The organism is Bradyrhizobium sp. FW305-F6, assembly GCF_058782905.1.
In genome coordinates, this window is record NZ_JBYSYD010000008.1 from 27,521 (window position 1) to 44,255 (window position 16,735).

14 protein-coding genes and 1 riboswitch are annotated in these 16,735 nt (G+C 65.8%); of the genes, 7 read left to right on the plus strand and 7 right to left on the minus strand.

Annotation, left to right across the window (positions count from 1 at the left end; translation table 11 throughout):
- The first annotated feature begins 21 nt into the window (after window positions 1–21).
- Window positions 22–903: an HpcH/HpaI aldolase/citrate lyase family protein gene (locus AC3WLX_RS32885; RefSeq protein ID WP_492339073.1), complete on the plus strand. Its 882-nt coding sequence runs from the start codon at window positions 22–24 to the stop codon at window positions 901–903.
- Between the two features lie 70 nt (window positions 904–973).
- Here the strand turns inward: AC3WLX_RS32885 and AC3WLX_RS32890 are convergent, their stop codons facing one another.
- Entirely contained in the window at window positions 974–1,945 is a 972-nt protein-coding gene (locus tag AC3WLX_RS32890; RefSeq protein ID WP_492339074.1) for a helix-turn-helix transcriptional regulator, read from the minus strand.
- A gap of 473 nt (window positions 1,946–2,418) precedes the next feature.
- Between AC3WLX_RS32890 and AC3WLX_RS32895 the strand changes: the two genes are divergently transcribed.
- Window positions 2,419–4,095 (plus strand): methyl-accepting chemotaxis protein, encoded by a 1,677-nt coding sequence (locus tag AC3WLX_RS32895; protein WP_492339075.1) that lies wholly within the window; start codon window positions 2,419–2,421, stop codon window positions 4,093–4,095.
- 116 nt (window positions 4,096–4,211) lie between these two features.
- Here AC3WLX_RS32895 and AC3WLX_RS32900 read toward each other — a convergent pair whose 3' ends face one another.
- The 4 genes from AC3WLX_RS32900 to AC3WLX_RS32915 form a co-directional block, all read right to left on the minus strand.
- Window positions 4,212–4,640, minus strand: a complete 429-nt coding sequence (locus AC3WLX_RS32900) for a DUF6455 family protein (protein WP_291621197.1) — start codon at window positions 4,638–4,640, stop codon at window positions 4,212–4,214.
- 366 nt (window positions 4,641–5,006) lie between these two features.
- The gene (locus tag AC3WLX_RS32905) at window positions 5,007–5,792 is read right to left on the minus strand and encodes a glycosyltransferase family 32 protein (protein WP_492339076.1); all 786 of its coding nucleotides are present in this window, start codon (window positions 5,790–5,792) and stop codon (window positions 5,007–5,009) included.
- Window positions 5,793–5,872: 80 nt separating this feature from the next.
- Window positions 5,873–6,478 (minus strand): 3-isopropylmalate dehydratase small subunit, encoded by a 606-nt coding sequence (gene leuD, locus AC3WLX_RS32910; protein WP_492339077.1) that lies wholly within the window; start codon window positions 6,476–6,478, stop codon window positions 5,873–5,875.
- Window positions 6,479–6,629: 151 nt separating this feature from the next.
- Window positions 6,630–6,827 (minus strand): DUF1674 domain-containing protein, encoded by a 198-nt coding sequence (locus AC3WLX_RS32915; RefSeq protein ID WP_291624955.1) that lies wholly within the window; start codon window positions 6,825–6,827, stop codon window positions 6,630–6,632.
- 189 nt (window positions 6,828–7,016) lie between these two features.
- Between AC3WLX_RS32915 and AC3WLX_RS32920 the strand changes: the two genes are divergently transcribed.
- The 3 genes from AC3WLX_RS32920 (at window position 7,017) to purH (ending at window position 11,997) form a co-directional block, all read left to right on the plus strand.
- Window positions 7,017–8,363 (plus strand): RsmB/NOP family class I SAM-dependent RNA methyltransferase, encoded by a 1,347-nt coding sequence (locus tag AC3WLX_RS32920; RefSeq protein ID WP_492339078.1) that lies wholly within the window; start codon window positions 7,017–7,019, stop codon window positions 8,361–8,363.
- Between the two features lie 157 nt (window positions 8,364–8,520).
- Window positions 8,521–10,239 carry a heparinase II/III family protein gene (locus AC3WLX_RS32925; protein WP_492339079.1) on the plus strand — a complete coding sequence of 573 codons (1,719 nt, stop codon included), beginning with the start codon at window positions 8,521–8,523 and terminating at the stop codon, window positions 10,237–10,239.
- Window positions 10,240–10,298: 59 nt separating this feature from the next.
- Window positions 10,299–10,380, plus strand: a riboswitch (ZMP/ZTP riboswitch).
- 24 nt (window positions 10,381–10,404) lie between these two features.
- On the plus strand, window positions 10,405–11,997 hold the full coding sequence (purH, locus tag AC3WLX_RS32930) for a bifunctional phosphoribosylaminoimidazolecarboxamide formyltransferase/IMP cyclohydrolase (protein WP_492339080.1): 1,593 nt from the start codon (window positions 10,405–10,407) through the stop codon (window positions 11,995–11,997).
- Window positions 11,998–12,056: 59 nt separating this feature from the next.
- Here purH and AC3WLX_RS32935 read toward each other — a convergent pair whose 3' ends face one another.
- Window positions 12,057–13,442: an MFS transporter gene (locus AC3WLX_RS32935; protein ID WP_492339081.1), complete on the minus strand. Its 1,386-nt coding sequence runs from the start codon at window positions 13,440–13,442 to the stop codon at window positions 12,057–12,059.
- A gap of 102 nt (window positions 13,443–13,544) precedes the next feature.
- On the opposite strand from AC3WLX_RS32935, the gene ggt reads away from it, so the two are divergent.
- The gene (ggt, locus tag AC3WLX_RS32940) at window positions 13,545–15,296 is read left to right on the plus strand and encodes a gamma-glutamyltransferase (RefSeq protein WP_492339082.1); all 1,752 of its coding nucleotides are present in this window, start codon (window positions 13,545–13,547) and stop codon (window positions 15,294–15,296) included.
- A 28-nt stretch (window positions 15,297–15,324) separates the two neighbouring features.
- Here ggt and AC3WLX_RS32945 read toward each other — a convergent pair whose 3' ends face one another.
- Window positions 15,325–15,990 (minus strand): glutathione S-transferase family protein, encoded by a 666-nt coding sequence (locus tag AC3WLX_RS32945; protein ID WP_492339083.1) that lies wholly within the window; start codon window positions 15,988–15,990, stop codon window positions 15,325–15,327.
- A gap of 162 nt (window positions 15,991–16,152) precedes the next feature.
- On the opposite strand from AC3WLX_RS32945, the gene AC3WLX_RS32950 reads away from it, so the two are divergent.
- Window positions 16,153–16,731, plus strand: a complete 579-nt coding sequence (locus tag AC3WLX_RS32950) for a DUF2239 family protein (protein WP_492339084.1) — start codon at window positions 16,153–16,155, stop codon at window positions 16,729–16,731.
- Window positions 16,732–16,735: the final 4 nt, after the last annotated feature.

Consider the following 16,735-nt stretch of genomic DNA (forward strand, 5'->3'; position numbering starts at 1 on the left):
AGACGAGGAAGGAACGCCAGCATGACCCGCCCGCGCCGCAGCCATCTGTTCATGCCCGGCTCCAACCCGCGTGCGCTGGAAAAAGCGCGCAATCTCGCCGCCGACGGCCTGATCCTCGACCTGGAAGACTCCGTCGCGCCCGAGGCCAAGGCGGCGGCGCGCGACGGCATCGCGGCGGCGATCGCCGCCAAGGGCTTCGGCAAGCGCGAGATCTTGATCAGGACCAATGGCCTCGACACGCCCTGGTGGGCCGACGACGTCGCGATGGCAGCCAAGGCTTCGCCTGACGGCATCCTGGTTCCAAAAGTTTCAAGCCTCGAAGATCTCGACGCCATCGGCCGCAAGCTGGCCGAGCTGGGCGCCGCGCCGACGGTGAAGGTTTGGGCCATGATTGAAACCGCGCGGGCCGTGCTGCATGCGGAGGAGCTGGCCGAGGCCGGGCGCGATCCATCCCGGCGACTCTCCGGCTTCGTGTTCGGCCCAAACGACATCTCGCGCGAGACGCGGATCAGGATGCTTCCCGGCCGCGCCGCGATGATCCCGATGATCACCCACTGCATCCTGGCGACGCGCGCCCATGGCCTCGAGATTCTCGACGGCCCCTACAGCGACATCGCCAATCCCGACGGCTTTGCCACCGAATGCGCACAAGGCCGCGATCTCGGCTTCGACGGCAAGACCCTGATCCACCCCTCGCAGATCGACGCCTGCAATGCGATCTTCACGCCGCCAGAGGAGGAAGTTGCGCGCGCGCGAAAAATCATCGCCGCGTTCGAGCTGCCGGAGAATGCCTCGCGCGGCGCGATCCGCCTCGACGGCGCCATGGTCGAGCGCCTGCACGCCGACATGGCCCGCCGCACGATCGCAATCGCAGATGCGATCGCGGCAATGGGGAAGGGCTGAGGAAGGGGCGCCTCGCTTCCGGTGGCCTGCGGCGCAGGTGCAACGGCATTGCCGTTTCGTCCACGGGACTCTACTGCCTTCGTCTCGCATTCTTCAGAGTGTCGGACGGCAGCTCGCCGATGGCCCGCCGATACTCGGATGCAAAGCGGCCGAGATTCCGGAAGCCGCATTTGAAGGCCACCGCCAGCACGCTGGTCTGCTCGTCGGGCCGCCGCAACAGCTCTGCCGCCCGATGCAGCCGGACGCGGCGTGCGAACTGGCCGGGCGATCCCCGCCCGGCGTCGGAGAATTCGCGGAAGACCGTCCGCGCGCTCACATTGGCGATCTCCGCGATCCTTTCCAGATCGAGGGGCTCGTCCCAATGGGCCTCGATGTAGGACTCCACGAGGTCGATCACGGTCCGGCTGGCACTCGGGGCGGAGCGCTGAAGCCGATCGGAGAAAGTGTGCCGATGCGCCAGCAGAATCCGGACCATCAGCGCCCGCTCGAGCTCGGCCATCGCAATGGGTGAGTAGTTCTGTCCAAATCTCTCCAGCTCCTCCGCGAGCCTGAAAACCTCCTGGCGCACATGCGTCATCGCCGCAGGGTCGACTTCGCTCGCATCGAAACGCAGCTTCGTGTCGCTGTCGTCGCCGACCAAGCTCTTGAGCAAGCGCTCCAGCGCGCCGGCGTCCATCCTCACCACGAGCTGGCGATAGCCCGGCGCAAAATCGAGGTCGAGCCTGGAATCTCCGGAGATCATCGGGCTCCAGGCCTCGATGGACTGGCTGTTGCCGTTGGTGGTCAACTGCGCAGCTCCCCGGATGGAGAAGAACTGGCGGAGAATGTGCGATTCAGGAAAGGAAAGCGACGCCGCACCGTCATAGGCGCAGAAGGCGAGGCCGATCGAATTCAGGCGGGCAAGATTGGCCTGCATGCCGAATGCGTTGTCATGGGTGTCAAAGCGGTCGGCGCCATATACTGAGAAGAGGCGCTCACGCGCGAACTCGCTATCGCGCGAACGAAGCAAGGGATAGCGGTCAAGATAAGAGACGGCGCCCAAATCAGAATTCCTCCCGCTGTTCAAGCTACCGAATCGCCTCTGGGGCGCCACCAATTTGAGATTGAATGAAACGTGCGGCAGGAGCGATCGGATGACGGCGAAGCATGTCTTCCGATGAATTACGGCTGCGGCGAAATGTCCGCGCGCGCAACTTTGATGAAAGCGCCTCCTTCATCGCTGACCGGTCAGCCGTGCGCGACAGCGCCGGCGGTACATCAGTGCCGTGTCCCAGAGACTTTGCCGAATCGCGACAGTGATCTTAAGGCGCCGTTCGCGGTTCATCACCGCTGCCATCGGCGACCGCCCCGCGCGTCATTGTCAGGTTAATCGCCCTGGCAAAATCCGGCCATTGTGTCTTCGATCGGACAAACGCTCTGATAATTCGATTCAGATAGCTGACTGTTCGCACGGATCGCATCGTGAACAAAAACCTGCTTCGACGTGCATGCAACTGAAGCAATATTGGAGAGATCATGTTCAAGCGCAAGTCGAATTCCGATGCATTGGCGTTGATGGCGACCAAGGTGGTGAGTGCCAACCTGATGGTCGCGGACAACGATCTCAACATCGTCTACATGAACAATGCGGTGACGGATTTGCTTCGCACGGCGGAAGCCGACCTCAAGAAGGAACTGCCGCATTTCAACGTGAACACGCTGGTCGGCACCAACATCGACGTGTTTCACAAGAACCCTCAGCATCAGCGCCAGATGCTCGCCAGCCTCAGCACGGTGCATCGTGCGATGATTCAGATCGGCGCACGGAAATTCGACCTCGTCGCAACGCCCGTCATGAACGACGACGGCAGCCGGGCCGGGGTCGTGGTGGAATGGTCCGATGCAGCGATCCGCCTGCAGAACCTCGATTTCGGCGCGCAGGTTGCGGCCGCGAACCGCTCGCAGGCGGTCATCGAGTTCAACATGGACGGCACGATCATCACAGCGAATGCCAACTTCCTCGGCACGGTGGGCTATTCGCTGACCGAGATCACGGGCAAGCACCACAGCATGTTCGTCGAGCCCAGGGAGCGCGACGGTGCCGCCTACCGCGAGTTCTGGGCCGCGCTCAATCGCGGTGAATACCAGGCCGCCGAATACAAGCGGATCGGCAAAGGCGGCAAGGAAGTCTGGATCCAGGCCTCGTACAATCCGATCTTCGACGAGAAGGGCAAACCCATAAAGGTCGTCAAGTTCGCGACCGACGTGACCGCGGAGAAGCTGAAGAACGCCGATCTCGCCGGCCAGATCGCGGCCATCGGCAAGGCTCAGGCCGGGATCGAGTTCAACATGGACGGCACGATCATATCCGCCAACGCCAACTTCCTCGACGCGCTGGGCTATTCGCTGGCCGAGATCAAGGGCAAGCATCACAGCATGTTCGTCGAGCCCAGCGAGCGCGACGGCGCCGGCTACCGTGAGTTCTGGGCCGCGCTCAATCGCGGCGAGTACCAGGCGGCCGAGTACAAGCGCATCGGCAAAGGCGGCAAGGAGGTCTACATCCAGGCCTCCTACAACCCGATCCTCGATCTGAACGGCAAGCCGTTCAAGGTGGTGAAATACGCCACCGACGTCACCCGGCAGGTGCTGGTCCGGATGGGCAACGAGCGCGTCCGCAGCATGATGGAATCGGTCGCGGCGGGCTCGGAGGAGCTCAACGCCTCGGTGCGGGAAATCTCCGAGGCGATGACCAAATCGCGCGAAACCGCGATGAGCGCGGTCGATCAGGTATCGTCCGCCGACGCGCAGGCCCAGCGTCTGACCGAGGCCGCGCAGTCGATGAGCGGCATCGTCGAGATGATCAACAACATCACCGGGCAGATCAACCTGCTCGCGCTCAACGCCACGATCGAATCGGCGCGCGCAGGCGAGGCCGGCCGCGGCTTCGCGGTGGTCGCCTCCGAGGTGAAGAGCCTCGCCAACCAGGCCAAGCAGGCCACCGATAAGATCGGCCAGGAGATCGGCAGCCTCAACGGCATCTCCGGCGACGTCGTCAGCGCGCTCGGCTCGATCAAGCAGGCGATCAACAATGTCAGCGAGTACGTGACCTCGACGGCCGCGGCGATCGAGGAACAGAGCACGGTGACGAACGAGATGTCGACCAGCATGCAGCGGGCGGCTGCGGAAGCCGCGGCGATGGCGGCGCGGGGTTAGGCCAAGCGCTCAGAATCTGTAGCCCGCATGAGCGCAGCGATATGCGGGGCGGTCGTCCCGGATGTCAATTCGCTCATCCGGGCTACGGCGCCGTTACTGCTTCGGCAGCATGCCCTTCAGCGCATACAGCGCGGCGCAAGATCCGCGCGATCGAGCGATTCCAGCGTCGAGGCGTTGGCACAATAGCCGTGATAGTTCTCCGCGGCGGTGCCGTCGGCGAGGTCACGGTCGCACTGCCCCTTGTGACCGCAGAGCGAGCAGGTCCGCTCCATGTCGCGCAGCAGCAGCGGCTGCGCGCGGCCGAGCGCCTCAGTGCTGATGCCGAGTTGCTCCAACATCTTCGGCAGCTCGTCGGCGGCATGCCGGCCGTGACGGACCAGCTCTTCGAGATCGTCGGGCGCGATCCTGAGATCATTGGCGATCCGGTCGAAATCGGCGCGATCGAGCTGCCGCATCTCGCTCATCTCGCGGCGGTGCTTCAGCCAACCCGCGAAGGATTCGATGAGATCCTGGACGATGGGATAGGGCCTGGTTGCGGTGCTCATGGAAAGCTCCATTGGGGCGTCGGAATTGGAGCCAATTAAGCACAATGATGCAGAGGCGCGTTGCGCTGGATCAAACCGGGAAGAGGCCACGGCCTCCCCTGCACCTCTCCCGCAATCGCAGGGCAATCGCATATGGGATCGATGTTGCTTGTGGCCATTCTTCGAGACGCCCGCCGTTGGCGGGCCCTCAGGATGAGGATCGAGTGCGTTGCGCTGGTTTAAGCGGACACCGGTGCCGCTTAGCCTCACCCTGAGGGACCGCGAAGCGGTCGTCTCGAAGGGCGAGGCGCGCGCTCAGGTCCTTCAAGAACCCATACGCGATTGCCCCGCCGCAAGCGGAATAGATGCGCACCTCCAGCGCGGCAACTAGCCGAATCGCTCCGCGGCCCAGGCATAAAGGCTGCCCGGAATCGGCTTCTCGCCGCCACGGCCCTTGGGCGAGACGTGCAGGCCGATGATGGCGGGGTCGGTGACGAGGCCGAGATAGCTCGAAGGATCGAAGAACAATTTTGGCTCGGCATGGACCGCGTAGAACGACTGCTTCGGCAAGGCGCTTTGCAGCTCGCCGGTGCGGCGGGCCAGCGCGGTGAGCGCGGCGGGGCCGTAGATCGCAACACGAATATCCGAAAGGCGATTCGAGCTGCCGCGCAGCCGACGCATCATGAAGGTGATGCGATGGCGCAGCGACAGCCAGTCCGGCGTCAGCTCCTCCTGCTCCATCAGCTGCTCGAAGGCGGCAACGATGCCATGCCGGGGCGGCAGATAGAGCACGGAATTGCCGAGCTGGCGCGGCCGCTCCCAGGCGAAGTAGGGCTTTGCCGGATTGATCTCGACAGGCCTCAACAGCAGCACGTCGGCATCGAGCCAGAGGCCGAGGCCCTTCGCCATCAGCTTCATGCGGAAGAAATCGCTGAACTGAAGCGTGGTCCAGTCGCGCCAGCTGCCGTCCGGCTGCGGCGGCCGCAGCCGTTCCGAGAACGCGTGCGGCAGGATCGCCTCGGCCTCCGCGTTCCCGACGCCCGCCGGCAGGCCGGGAATGGTGTCGAAGCTGTAGACCGTGACCTTGTGGCCGGCAGCCAGCTGCGAGCGCAGACAGGTCTGGCGCAGCGCATCCATCGGGCCATGCCAGAAGGTGACGATCTCGGGCAGCATGTGTGCAGCTATACGGGCAAATCAGAACAAAGAAAAAGCCCCGGCGCTTGCGGCACCGGGGCTTGAGCGGAAATCTGATATCAGGCCCAGGCGCGTTCGCGCTTGAGCTTCTCCTCGTAGGAGTCGATCGAGGCCTTCTTCTCCATGGTGAGACCGATGTCGTCGAGGCCGTTGATCAGGCAGTGCTTGCGGAACGGATCGATCTCGAACTTGACCTTGCCGCCGTCGGGACCGCGGATCTCCTGGTTCGGCAGGTCGATCGTCAGCGTCGCATTGGCGCCGCGCTCGGCGTCGTCGAACAGCTTGTCGAGGTCTTCTTGGCTGACGCGGATCGGCAGAATGCCGTTCTTGAAGCAGTTGTTGTAGAAGATGTCGCCGAACGAGGTCGAGATCACGCAGCGGATGCCGAAGTCGAGCAGTGCCCAGGGCGCGTGCTCGCGGCTGGAGCCGCAGCCGAAATTGTCACCGGCGACCAGGATCTTGGAATTGCGATAGGCGGGCTGGTTGAGCACGAAATCCGGGTTCTCGCTGCCGTCGTCCTTGTAGCGCTGCTCGGAGAAGAGCCCCTTGCCAAGGCCGGTGCGCTTGATGGTCTTCAGGTACTGCTTCGGAATGATCATGTCGGTGTCGACATTGATGATCTTCAGTGGCGCCGCGACGCCTTCCAGCGTGGTGAACTTGTCCATGGTTGCGCTTTCTGGTTCAGGAAGCTGGTATTTATCGCGATCGGACCAGGAATCCTAGGCCGAATTCGGCAGGTCCAGTCTACCTGGGCGGGTCTGGTGCGGCGTCCGGATTCGCCCTCCCGCCTGCTTGCAGGAGAGACCAGCGAGTGCCTCAGAAGTCGGACGCGATGCCCTTGCGCTCCCAATCGCCGTAGCGGGTGGGCTCGGGCCCCTTCGGACCCTGAAACTCCTTGGCCTTCTCCTTGACCTCGGCGGCCGCAGCCTGCCGACGCGCTTCGGCCTCGGCCAGCGCGCGCTGGGCCGCCGGCGACAGCGGTTTGCGATCGGGAACGGGAGACTGGTCACTCATCGCCGGTCTTTCTAGCGCAGGACCGGGTTCAACGCGATGGCCAATAACGCATTCCTGAAATCGGGCCTGACAGGCTGAAAAAGCCGGAAGTGATTCTTACATTTGGCATATTCGCGTGCGAGAGATCGCGCTCTCAAGGCATGCGCCCCTCGCGGCGGAACTGCCGCTCGCTCAGAACCTTGTTTCCGCATGCCATCTCAACGTTTCGCCCCTCCGTCCGAAGTGCCCGGCCTTGCGGCACGACGGATTGCCGCCGACATCATCGACGGCGTGCTGCACAAGCACCGCACGCTCGACGACCAGCTCGACGGCGGCGGCGCTCATCCCGGACTGAAGACGCTGGCCGACCGGGACCGCGCGCTGATGCGGCGGCTCGTCGCCACCGTGCTGCGCCGGCTCGGCACGCTCGGCCACGTGCTGTCGCGTCTGCTCGACAAGGGCATTCCCTCCGAGGCGCCGCGCGCGCAGAGCGCGCTCCTGATCGGCGCCGCGCAGATCCTGTGGATGGACGTGCCCGATCACGCCGCGGTCGATCTTTCCGTTCGCCTCGTGCAATCCGATCGCCGCGCCGCGCGCTATGCCGGGCTCGTCAACGCCGTGCTCCGCCGCTGCGCGCGCGAGGGCAAAGCCCTGGTCGAGGAGGTCGCGACGCAATCGTTGGACCTGCCGCCATGGCTGCTCGCGCGCTGGAGCGCGCATTATGGCGAGGCGACCGCACGAGACATGGCAGCGGCGCTCAGCCACGAGCCCTCGCTCGATCTCACGGTGAAGTCGGACCCCGCACAATGGGCCAGCCGCCTGCATGGCGAGACACTGCCGACGGGAACGGTGCGGATGCTGCTGCACGGCGCGGTGACGATGCTGCCCGGCTTCGCCGAGGGGCAATGGTGGGTGCAGGATGCCGCCGCTGCGCTGCCGGCCCGGCTGTTCGGTGACGTCAAGGGAAAGTCCATTGCCGACCTCTGCGCGGCCCCCGGCGGCAAGACTGCGCAGCTGGCACTATCAGGCGCGCATGTCACGGCCATCGACCGCTCGCCCGCCCGCGTGGCGCGCTTGCGCGAGAACCTCACGCGATTGTCGCTCCAGGCCGAGACTGTCGTCGCTGACGCCGTGGAATGGGCCGGCCCGGCCGAGGCCTTCGACGGTGTCCTGGTCGATGCGCCCTGCACCTCGACCGGTACGATCCGCCGTCATCCCGACGTGGCCTGGCTGCGACAGGAGTCGGACATCGCCGCCCTGTCCGTGCTTCAGCAACGGCTGTTGCGAAAGTCGGTGTCACTGCTGAAGCCGGGCGGGATACTGGTCTATTGCACCTGTTCGCTGGAACCCGAGGAGGGCGAGCAGGCCGTGGCGGCGCTGCTCGCCGCCGAGCCCGCGCTCCGCCGCGTCCCGATCGCGCCGTCGGAGGTCGCGGGTCTCGAGGAAATCCTCAACCAGGAAGGCGATCTGCGCACTTTGCCCTCCCACCTGCCGAACGCCGATCCCAGGCTCGGCGGTCTCGACGGATTTTTCGCGGCAAGGCTGGTTAAATCCTGATTTTGCACTGGATTTTGCGACCACGACACTGATTCCACCCGTTCAAGGTGGTGTCAGAGGTTCGATTTTGGGATTAATAAGGATTCGTCGCTGAATCTCTCCCCCATCAAGGCAAAGCGTGTCGGTCGCTCAACGCAGACATATCTCGACGCTGGTCATGAACCGCTTCGCGCGGAACATGCTCGCGCGCGCGAGCGGCGGCCCGATGGCATTGTCGCGGGTCTGGCCGGGCCGCACCGACCGACTGATCATCGCACCGCATGACTTGCGCACCGCGGACGCGACCCGCGCCGCCGAGATCTATGCCGGCCGGTTCGTCTTCGCCGGCAAGATCGTCAATTGCCACGGCCGCTCGATCTTCGATCTCGAGCCACCGTCGGAGGATTGGGAGGTCGCGCTGCTCGGCTTCGGCTGGCTGCGGCACTTGCGCGCCGCCGACACGGCGTTGACGCGGGCGAATGCGCGCGCGCTGATCGAGGAATGGATCTCGAATCCCGCCAACAAGCGCCGCCCGGTCGCGCGGCGCGCCGACGTGCTGGCGAGGCGCGTGATCTCGCTGCTTTCGCAGGCGCCGCTGGTGCTGAGCGAGACCGACAACAAGTTCTACCGTCGCTACTTGCGCGCGCTGGCTCGCGAGATCCGCTTCCTGCGCTACACCATGGTCGACATTCCGGACGGGGTGCCCAAGCTCCAGGTGCTGATCGCGCTGTGCTATGCGTCCTTGTGTCTCGCCAATCAGACGCGTCACATCCGCAGCGCCTCGAAGAAGCTGTCCGAGGAACTGCAGCGGCAGATCCTGCCCGACGGCGGACACATCTCCCGCAATCCGGGCGCGCTGATCGAACTCTTGATCGACCTGCTGCCGCTGCGGCAAACCTTCGCCGCCCGCAACATCGCACCACCGCCGGCGCTGCTCAATGCGATCGATCGCATGATGCCGATGCTGCGCTTCTTCCGGCACGGCGACGGCAATTTCGCGCTGTTCAACGGCATGAGCGCGACATCTTCGGACCTGCTCGCGACGCTGCTCGCCTATGACGACACCCACGGCGCGCCGATGGCGAACATGCCGCATACCGGCTTCCAGCGCCTCGATGCCGGCCAGACCACGGTGATCATCGACACCGGCCCGCCGCCGCCGGCCGGCGTCAGCCACGACGCCCATGCCGGCTGCCTGTCGTTCGAACTGTCTTCGGGCACCAGCCGCATCGTCACCAATTGCGGCATGCCAACCACGGGGCGGGACAATTGGCGGCCGTTCGCCCGCAGCACGGCGGCGCATTCGACGCTGATCTACCACGAGACGTCATCGTGCCAGTTCGTCGAGATGTCGGCGATGAAGCGGCTGCTGCACGGTGCACCGATCACTAGCGGCCCGGTCGAGGTCGAAAGCTATCGCGAAATCGTGCAGAACGGCACACTGTTGACGGCTTCGCATGACGGCTATCTCTCGAAATTCGGTGCGATCCATCGCCGCGTGCTGATGATCGCCAATGACGGCGCGCGCATCGACGGCGAGGACACGCTGTCGCCGCCGCAGGGCGGACGCTTCAAGGGCGCAGATGCCGATTTCGCGTTGCGCTTCCATCTGCATCCGGCGGTCAAGGCGAGCCGTCTGTCGGATGCGCGCGGCGTGATGCTGGTGCTGCCGAACCGCGACGTCTGGACCTTTGAAGCATTGGACGACAAGGTCGACCTTGAGGACAGCGTGTTCCTGGCCGGCAATGACGGCCCGCGCCGCACCGCCCAGATCGTGATCCGTCAGAATGCCCGCCAGGCCCCCTCGATCCGCTGGAGTTTTGTGCGCTCCACGGCTTCACCCGCGGTCACCAATGCCCGCCGCAACGCGCGGCGCGAGCCGGAACTCCCGTTGTAAACAGGCGTGATCCGGTCCCATCTGGCCGTTGAGACGCGCGCCAAAAGCTGCTATCGAGCCCTCGCTCGCGCGACTGGCGACCTTGGATGGAGCACCATCGGGAAGCGCGGGACGTAGCAGCCGCGCGCCTGGGCATAGACACTCCCTGAACAGAGGATCTTGCTCATGACTGACCATCCCCGCCGCGTCACCCGCGCGCTCCTTTCCGTCTCCGACAAGACCGGCCTGATCGAGTTCGCCAAGGCGCTCGCCGCGCATGGTGTGGAACTGGTCTCGACCGGCGGCACCGCCAAGGCGATCGCCGCGGCAGGCCTTGAGGTGAAGGACGTCTCCGATCTCACCGGTTTCCCCGAGATGATGGACGGCCGCGTCAAGACGCTGCATCCGAAGGTCCATGGCGGCCTGCTCGCGATCCGCGACAACAAGGATCATGCGGAGGCGATGAAGGCGCACGGCATCGCGCCGATCGACCTTCTGGTCGTCAATCTCTATCCGTTCGAGGCGACCGTCGACAAGGGCGCCGGCTTCGAGGATTGCATCGAGAACATCGACATTGGCGGCCCCGCGATGATCCGCGCCGCTGCAAAGAATCATGACGACGTCGCCGTCGTGGTCGAGGCGCAGGATTATCAGGCCGTGCTCGACGAGCTCGCCGCCAACGGGGGCGCGACCACGCTGGGCTTGCGCCGGCGGCTGGCCGCGAAGGCCTATGCCCGCACCGCGGCGTATGATGCCGCGATCTCGAACTGGTTCAACCGTCAGCTCGATATCGACGCGCCCGACTTCCGCGCTTTCGGCGGCCGGCTGATCCAATCGCTGCGCTATGGCGAGAACCCGCACCAGACCGCGGCGTTCTATGCGACCCCCGACAAGCGTCCGGGCGTCTCTACCGCGCGGCAGCTGCAGGGCAAGGAGCTCTCCTACAACAACATCAACGACACCGACGCGGCCTATGAATGCATCGGCGAGTTCGACGCCGAGCGCACCGCGGCCTGCGTTATCGTCAAGCACGCCAACCCCTGCGGCGTCGCCGAAGGATCGAACCTGGTCGAGGCCTATCGCAGGGCGCTGGCCTGCGATTCCACGTCCGCGTTCGGCGGCATCATCGCGATGAACCGTCCGCTCGATGCCGACACCGCCCGCGAGATCACCAAGATCTTCACCGAGGTCATCATCGCGCCCGATGCCAGCGAAGAGGCAATCGCCATCATCGGCGGCAAGAAGAACCTGCGCCTCCTGCTCGCCGGCAGCCTGCCCGACCCGCGTGCGCCGGGCCTCACTGCCAAGACGGTTGCCGGCGGCCTGCTGGTGCAGAGCCGCGACAACGCCGTGGTCGACGACATGACCTTCAAGGTCGTGACCAAGCGCGCGCCGACGGATGCGGAAATGCGCGACCTGAAATTCGCGTTCCGCGTGGCCAAGCACGTCAAGTCCAACACCATCATCTACGCCAGGGATCTCGCCACCGTCGGCATCGGCGCGGGCCAGATGAGCCGGGTGGATTCGGCGCGGATCGCGGCGCGCAAGGCGCTGGATGCCGCCAATGAACTGAAGCTTGCCGAGCCGCTCACCAAGGGCTCGGTCGTGGCGTCGGATGCGTTCTTCCCGTTCGCCGACGGCATGCTCGCCTGCATCGAAGCCGGCGCCACCGCCGTGGTGCAGCCCGGCGGCTCGATGCGCGACGACGAGGTGATCAAGGCCGCCGACGAGCACGGCATCGCCATGGTGTTCACGGGCACGCGGCACTTCAGGCACTGAGCTTGCCGTGATTCCGGGCTCGCGCCGCGTGGCGCGCCCCCGGAATGACGAGGGGGATGTTACTCCCGCACCCGCATCAACAGCGCCAGCCCCGCGACGAAGAACACCACCAGCACGGCCATGCCCGCCTTCTGGCTCGCGGTCACCGCCGTGATCATGCCGATCAGGAGCGGCCCGATGAAGGACGTCACCTTCCCGGTCAGCGCGAACAGGCCGAAATACTGCGCGATGCGATCCTTCGGTGCGAGGTGGATCAGCAGCGTGCGGGAGGCGGCCTGGAGCGGGCCGCCGGCCGCGCCGATCAAGCAGCCCAGCACGAGATAGGCCCGCTCGGCGGCGCTCGAGAACAAGCCCGCGCCCGGCTGCGGCGGCGCGACCTTGACGAACAACACGCTATCCTTGTCGACCAGCAGGATCGCCGCCACGGCCAGCAAGAGGACCAGGAGGCTGCCGGCAACGACGCGCTTCGGCCCGAGACGATCATCCAGCTTGCCGCCGAACCATGCACCGAATGCACCGGCGATCGCGAGCATGATGCCGAACGTGCCGATCTGAATCGTGTGCCAGCCGAAAGTGCCCGCGGCATAGATGCCGCCGAAGGCGAACAGCGACACCAGACCATCGGTGTAGATCATGTTGGCGAGCAGGAATGCCGCGAGCGACTTCTGCTTCGGCAGACTCCTGATCGACTGTTTGAGCTCCGACAGACCCTCATGCAGCGCCTCGCGCAGCGGGCGCTTGGCGGGATAGTCCGGCGTGAACAGGAACATCGGCGTCACGAAGATGATAAACCACAGCCCGGTCAGCGGCCCGGCGGCACGGTCGCCCTGACGCGCGACGGGATCCAGCCCGAACAGCGGCGTGAGGCCGAGCAGCGTTCGGCCGGTCTCGGGATTGGCCGCGAGAAGGCCGAGCACGATGATCAGGCTGACGATCCCGCCAATATAGCCCGTGGCCCAGCCGGTGCCAGAAAGCCGGCCGATCCGCTCCCGCGGCACCAGGGTCGGCATCATCGCATTATTGAAAACGGTGGCGAACTCGGCACCGACGCTGGCGAGCGCAACCGCGGTGAGCAGCAACGGAATGACGGCGACATCGCCGGGCCTACCGATCCACAGCGTGCAGGAGGCCAGCACCAGCACCGCGCCGAAACCCGCGATCCATGGTTTCCTGCGGCCCGATGCATCCGCGATGGCCCCCAGCACCGGCGACAGCAGCGCGATTGCAAGGCCCGCCGCCGCCGTCGCAAAAGCCCACAGCGACTGGCCGGCGGCGGGATTTGGCGCAACGCTGGTCGCGAAATAGGGTGCGAACACGAAGGTCGTGATCAGGGTGAAATATGGCTGCGCAGCCCAATCGAAGAAGATCCAGCTGACGACGGCGGCGCGCGGCGGATAGGACCGCTGCGCGCCGGCCACGCGCGCATCCGGGGCGATCGTCGTCATCACGCAGTCCTCATCACGAACAGTTTTTGGCTCTCTGGCGCGAACCGTATAGCATTGCAACGAGGCCTGTGAACCGGCCCGGGGCTCCGGCGGAAAGTTTTGATGATGTCGTCACATTCGACACGGCGGACATTCTTCGCCGTCATCGCCACCCTGGCGTTAGGATTCGCGCCGGCGACCGCGCAGGATGCACGGCAGGGCTATGTTCCGCCCGCGCGCGACATGGTTCGGGCGGTCGCCGCCGAGCACGGCATGGTGGTGGCGCAGGAGAAGCTCTCCGCGCAGATCGGCGCCGATGTCCTGCGGCGCGGCGGCAATGCCGTCGATGCGGCGGTTGCGACCGGCTTTGCGATGGCGGTGACCTACCCGCGCGCCGGCAACATCGGCGGCGGCGGCTTCATGGTGATCCATTCCGCCGACCGCAACGAGGACATCGCGATCGACTACCGCGAGACCGCGCCCGCCGCGACCACACCGCAGATCTTCCTCGGCGCCGACGGCAAGCCCGACACGGCAAAGTCACGCGATTCCGCGCTCGGCATCGGCGTGCCCGGCACCGTCGCGGGCCTGGCCCTGGCATTGGACAAATACGGCTCGGGCCGGTTCACGCTGGCGCAACTGCTCGCACCCGCCATCGCGCTCGCGCGCGACGGCTTCGTCGTCAGCGATGACATCGCCGATACGCTGCCGAGCTGGCACCGGCGGCTGGCACGCTGGCCTTCCTCGGCCAGGATCTTTTCGCGGCCCGATGGCACGCCGCTGGGCGCCGGCGACCGGCTCGTGCAGGCCGACCTTGCCGAAACGCTGACGGCGATTGCGGCCCGAGGCCCGCGCGGCTTCTACGAGGGACCGGTTGCGGAGAAGCTCGCCAGAGCCGTGACCGACGCCGGCGGAATCATGACGCCGGCCGACCTGCAATCCTATCAGGCCGTAATCCGCACGCCGGTGCGCGGCACCTATCGCGGCTATGACATCGTCTCGATGCCGTTGCCGTCGTCCGGCGGCGTGGTGCTCGTCGAGACGCTCAACATCCTCGAGGGATTTCAGCTCGCCGATCTGAAGCAGGGATCGGCGGCATCACTGCATCTCTTGGTCGAATCGATGAAGCGCGCCTACGCCGACCGCGCGCGCTTTCTCGGCGATCCCGCCTTCGTCGACGCACCGACCGACAGGCTGACCGCGAAGGATTACGCCGCCAAGCTGCGCGCGACCATGTCCGCCGAGCGCGCCACGCCGTCGAAGGAACTCGTGTCCGCGGTCCCCGCGCCGCGCGAAGGCAGCAACACCACGCATTTCTCCGTGGTCGACGCCCGCGGCAACGCGGTCAGCAACACCTATACGCTGAACTTCAGCTACGGCGTCGGCCTCGTCGCCGACGGCACCGGCGTGCTGCTCAACAACGAGCTCGACGATTTCACCGCGGCCGTCGGCGCGTCCAATGCTTACGGCCTTGTCGGCTTCGAGGCGAACCTGCCCGGGCCGGGCAAGCGACCGCTGTCGTCGATGTCGCCGACCATCGTGCTCAAGGACGGCAAGCCGGTGCTGGTGACGGGCTCGCCCGGCGGCAGCCGCATCATCTCGACCGTGCTTCAGGTGGTCGTCAACGTGCTCGACTATGGGATGGACGTTGCCGCCGCGGTCGCTGCGCCGCGGCTGCACCATCAATGGATGCCGGACGAGGTGCGCGTCGAGCGCGGCTTTCCCGACGACGTGCTCCGCGAGCTGAAGACGATGGGCCACGCCGTCGTCGAGCCGATGGGACAGACATCGGCCAATTCGATTCTGGTGACGCCGAACGGGATGCTCGGCGCCGCCGATCCGCGCACACGCGGCGCGGAGGCGGCGGGGCAGTGACCGCGTCGTTGCCGGGGCGACAGCCGGCTTACCGTCCCACCTGGTACGGCCCACCCTTCTCCAACGCGCGCGCATAGGCCGGCCGGGCATGGATGCGCTCCAGGAACGCCATCGCCCTGGGGTGGCCCTGCTCGAGCCCGCCGCGCGCTTGTGCGGCTTCCAGCGGAAAACTCATCTGGATGTCGGCCGCGGTGAACGCGCTGCCGGCGAACCATTCGCTCTTGCCGAGTTCGCCTTCCCAATAGTCCATGTGCTGCTTGAGCTGCGGATTGACCAGCGCGGTCAGCGCCTGGTTGCAGACCTTGCGCACCAGCGGCCGGAGCAGCGCGGGCGCGCGCTTCGGCATCAGCGTGAACAGCAGCTTGAGCAGCAGCGGCTGCATCGCGGATCCCTCCGCATAGTGCAGCCAATAGGTGTAGCGCAGTCGCTCCGGCGTGTTCGGCGGCGGGATCAGCCGGCCGTCGCCGTAGGTTGCGATGAGATATTCGATGATCGCTCCCGACTCGGCGATGGTATTGCCGTTGTCGGTGATGACGGGCGACTTGCCGAGCGGATGGATCGCGCGCAGCTCTTTCGGTGCGCGCATGTCCGGCTGACGCTGATAGCGCACGATCTCGTAGGGAACGCCCAGCTCCTCGAGCAGCCACAGCACGCGCTGCGAGCGGGAATTGTTGAGGTGGTGAACGGTCAGCATCGTCGTGTCCTTGGCGCTTGGCGTGGTCGATTGGCCGGGGCGTTCGTGCCAGCCCGGGACCACATTGTCGAGCCGTCACGGATATTTTCACCCGGGTATATTGACGCGAATAATTTACCCGGGTATTAAGCTGGCAACACGATCAATATGGCAATGATTCCAATGCAAGGGACTTACACAGCTTTCGCCGGCCAGCGCCGGCTGGCCTCCGGAACGGCGGGCGAGGTCGCGCTCGCGGTGAAACGGGCGACGCAACCGCTGGCAGAGCCGATCGTCATCTTCGACGACGGCACCGGGCGCTCGATCGATTTCGACCTGCGCGGCGACGATCGCGCGGTGCTGGCGCGGCTGGCGGAACTCACGCCGCCGGCCGAGGCCCCCGAAGCCCCCGCCGAGCCGCGCGGGCGCGGCCGGCCGAAGCTCGGCGTGGTCGCGCGCGAGGTGACCTTGCTGCCGCGGCACTGGGAGTGGCTCAACGCGCAGGCCGGTGGCGCTTCGGTCGCACTGCGCAAGCTGGTCGACGAGGCCCGGCGCGCCAGCGGCGACAAGGACCGCACGCGCCAGGCGCGCGATGCGGCCTATCATTTCATGTCGACCATGGCCGGCGATCTGCCGCAGTTCGAGGAGGCATCGCGGGCGCTGTTCGCAGACGACCGGCGGCGCTTCACCGGACTGATCGCCGATTGGCCGACCGATATCCGCGACCACATCGTCAAGCTCGCCTACAGCGACCGCGCTTAAGCCG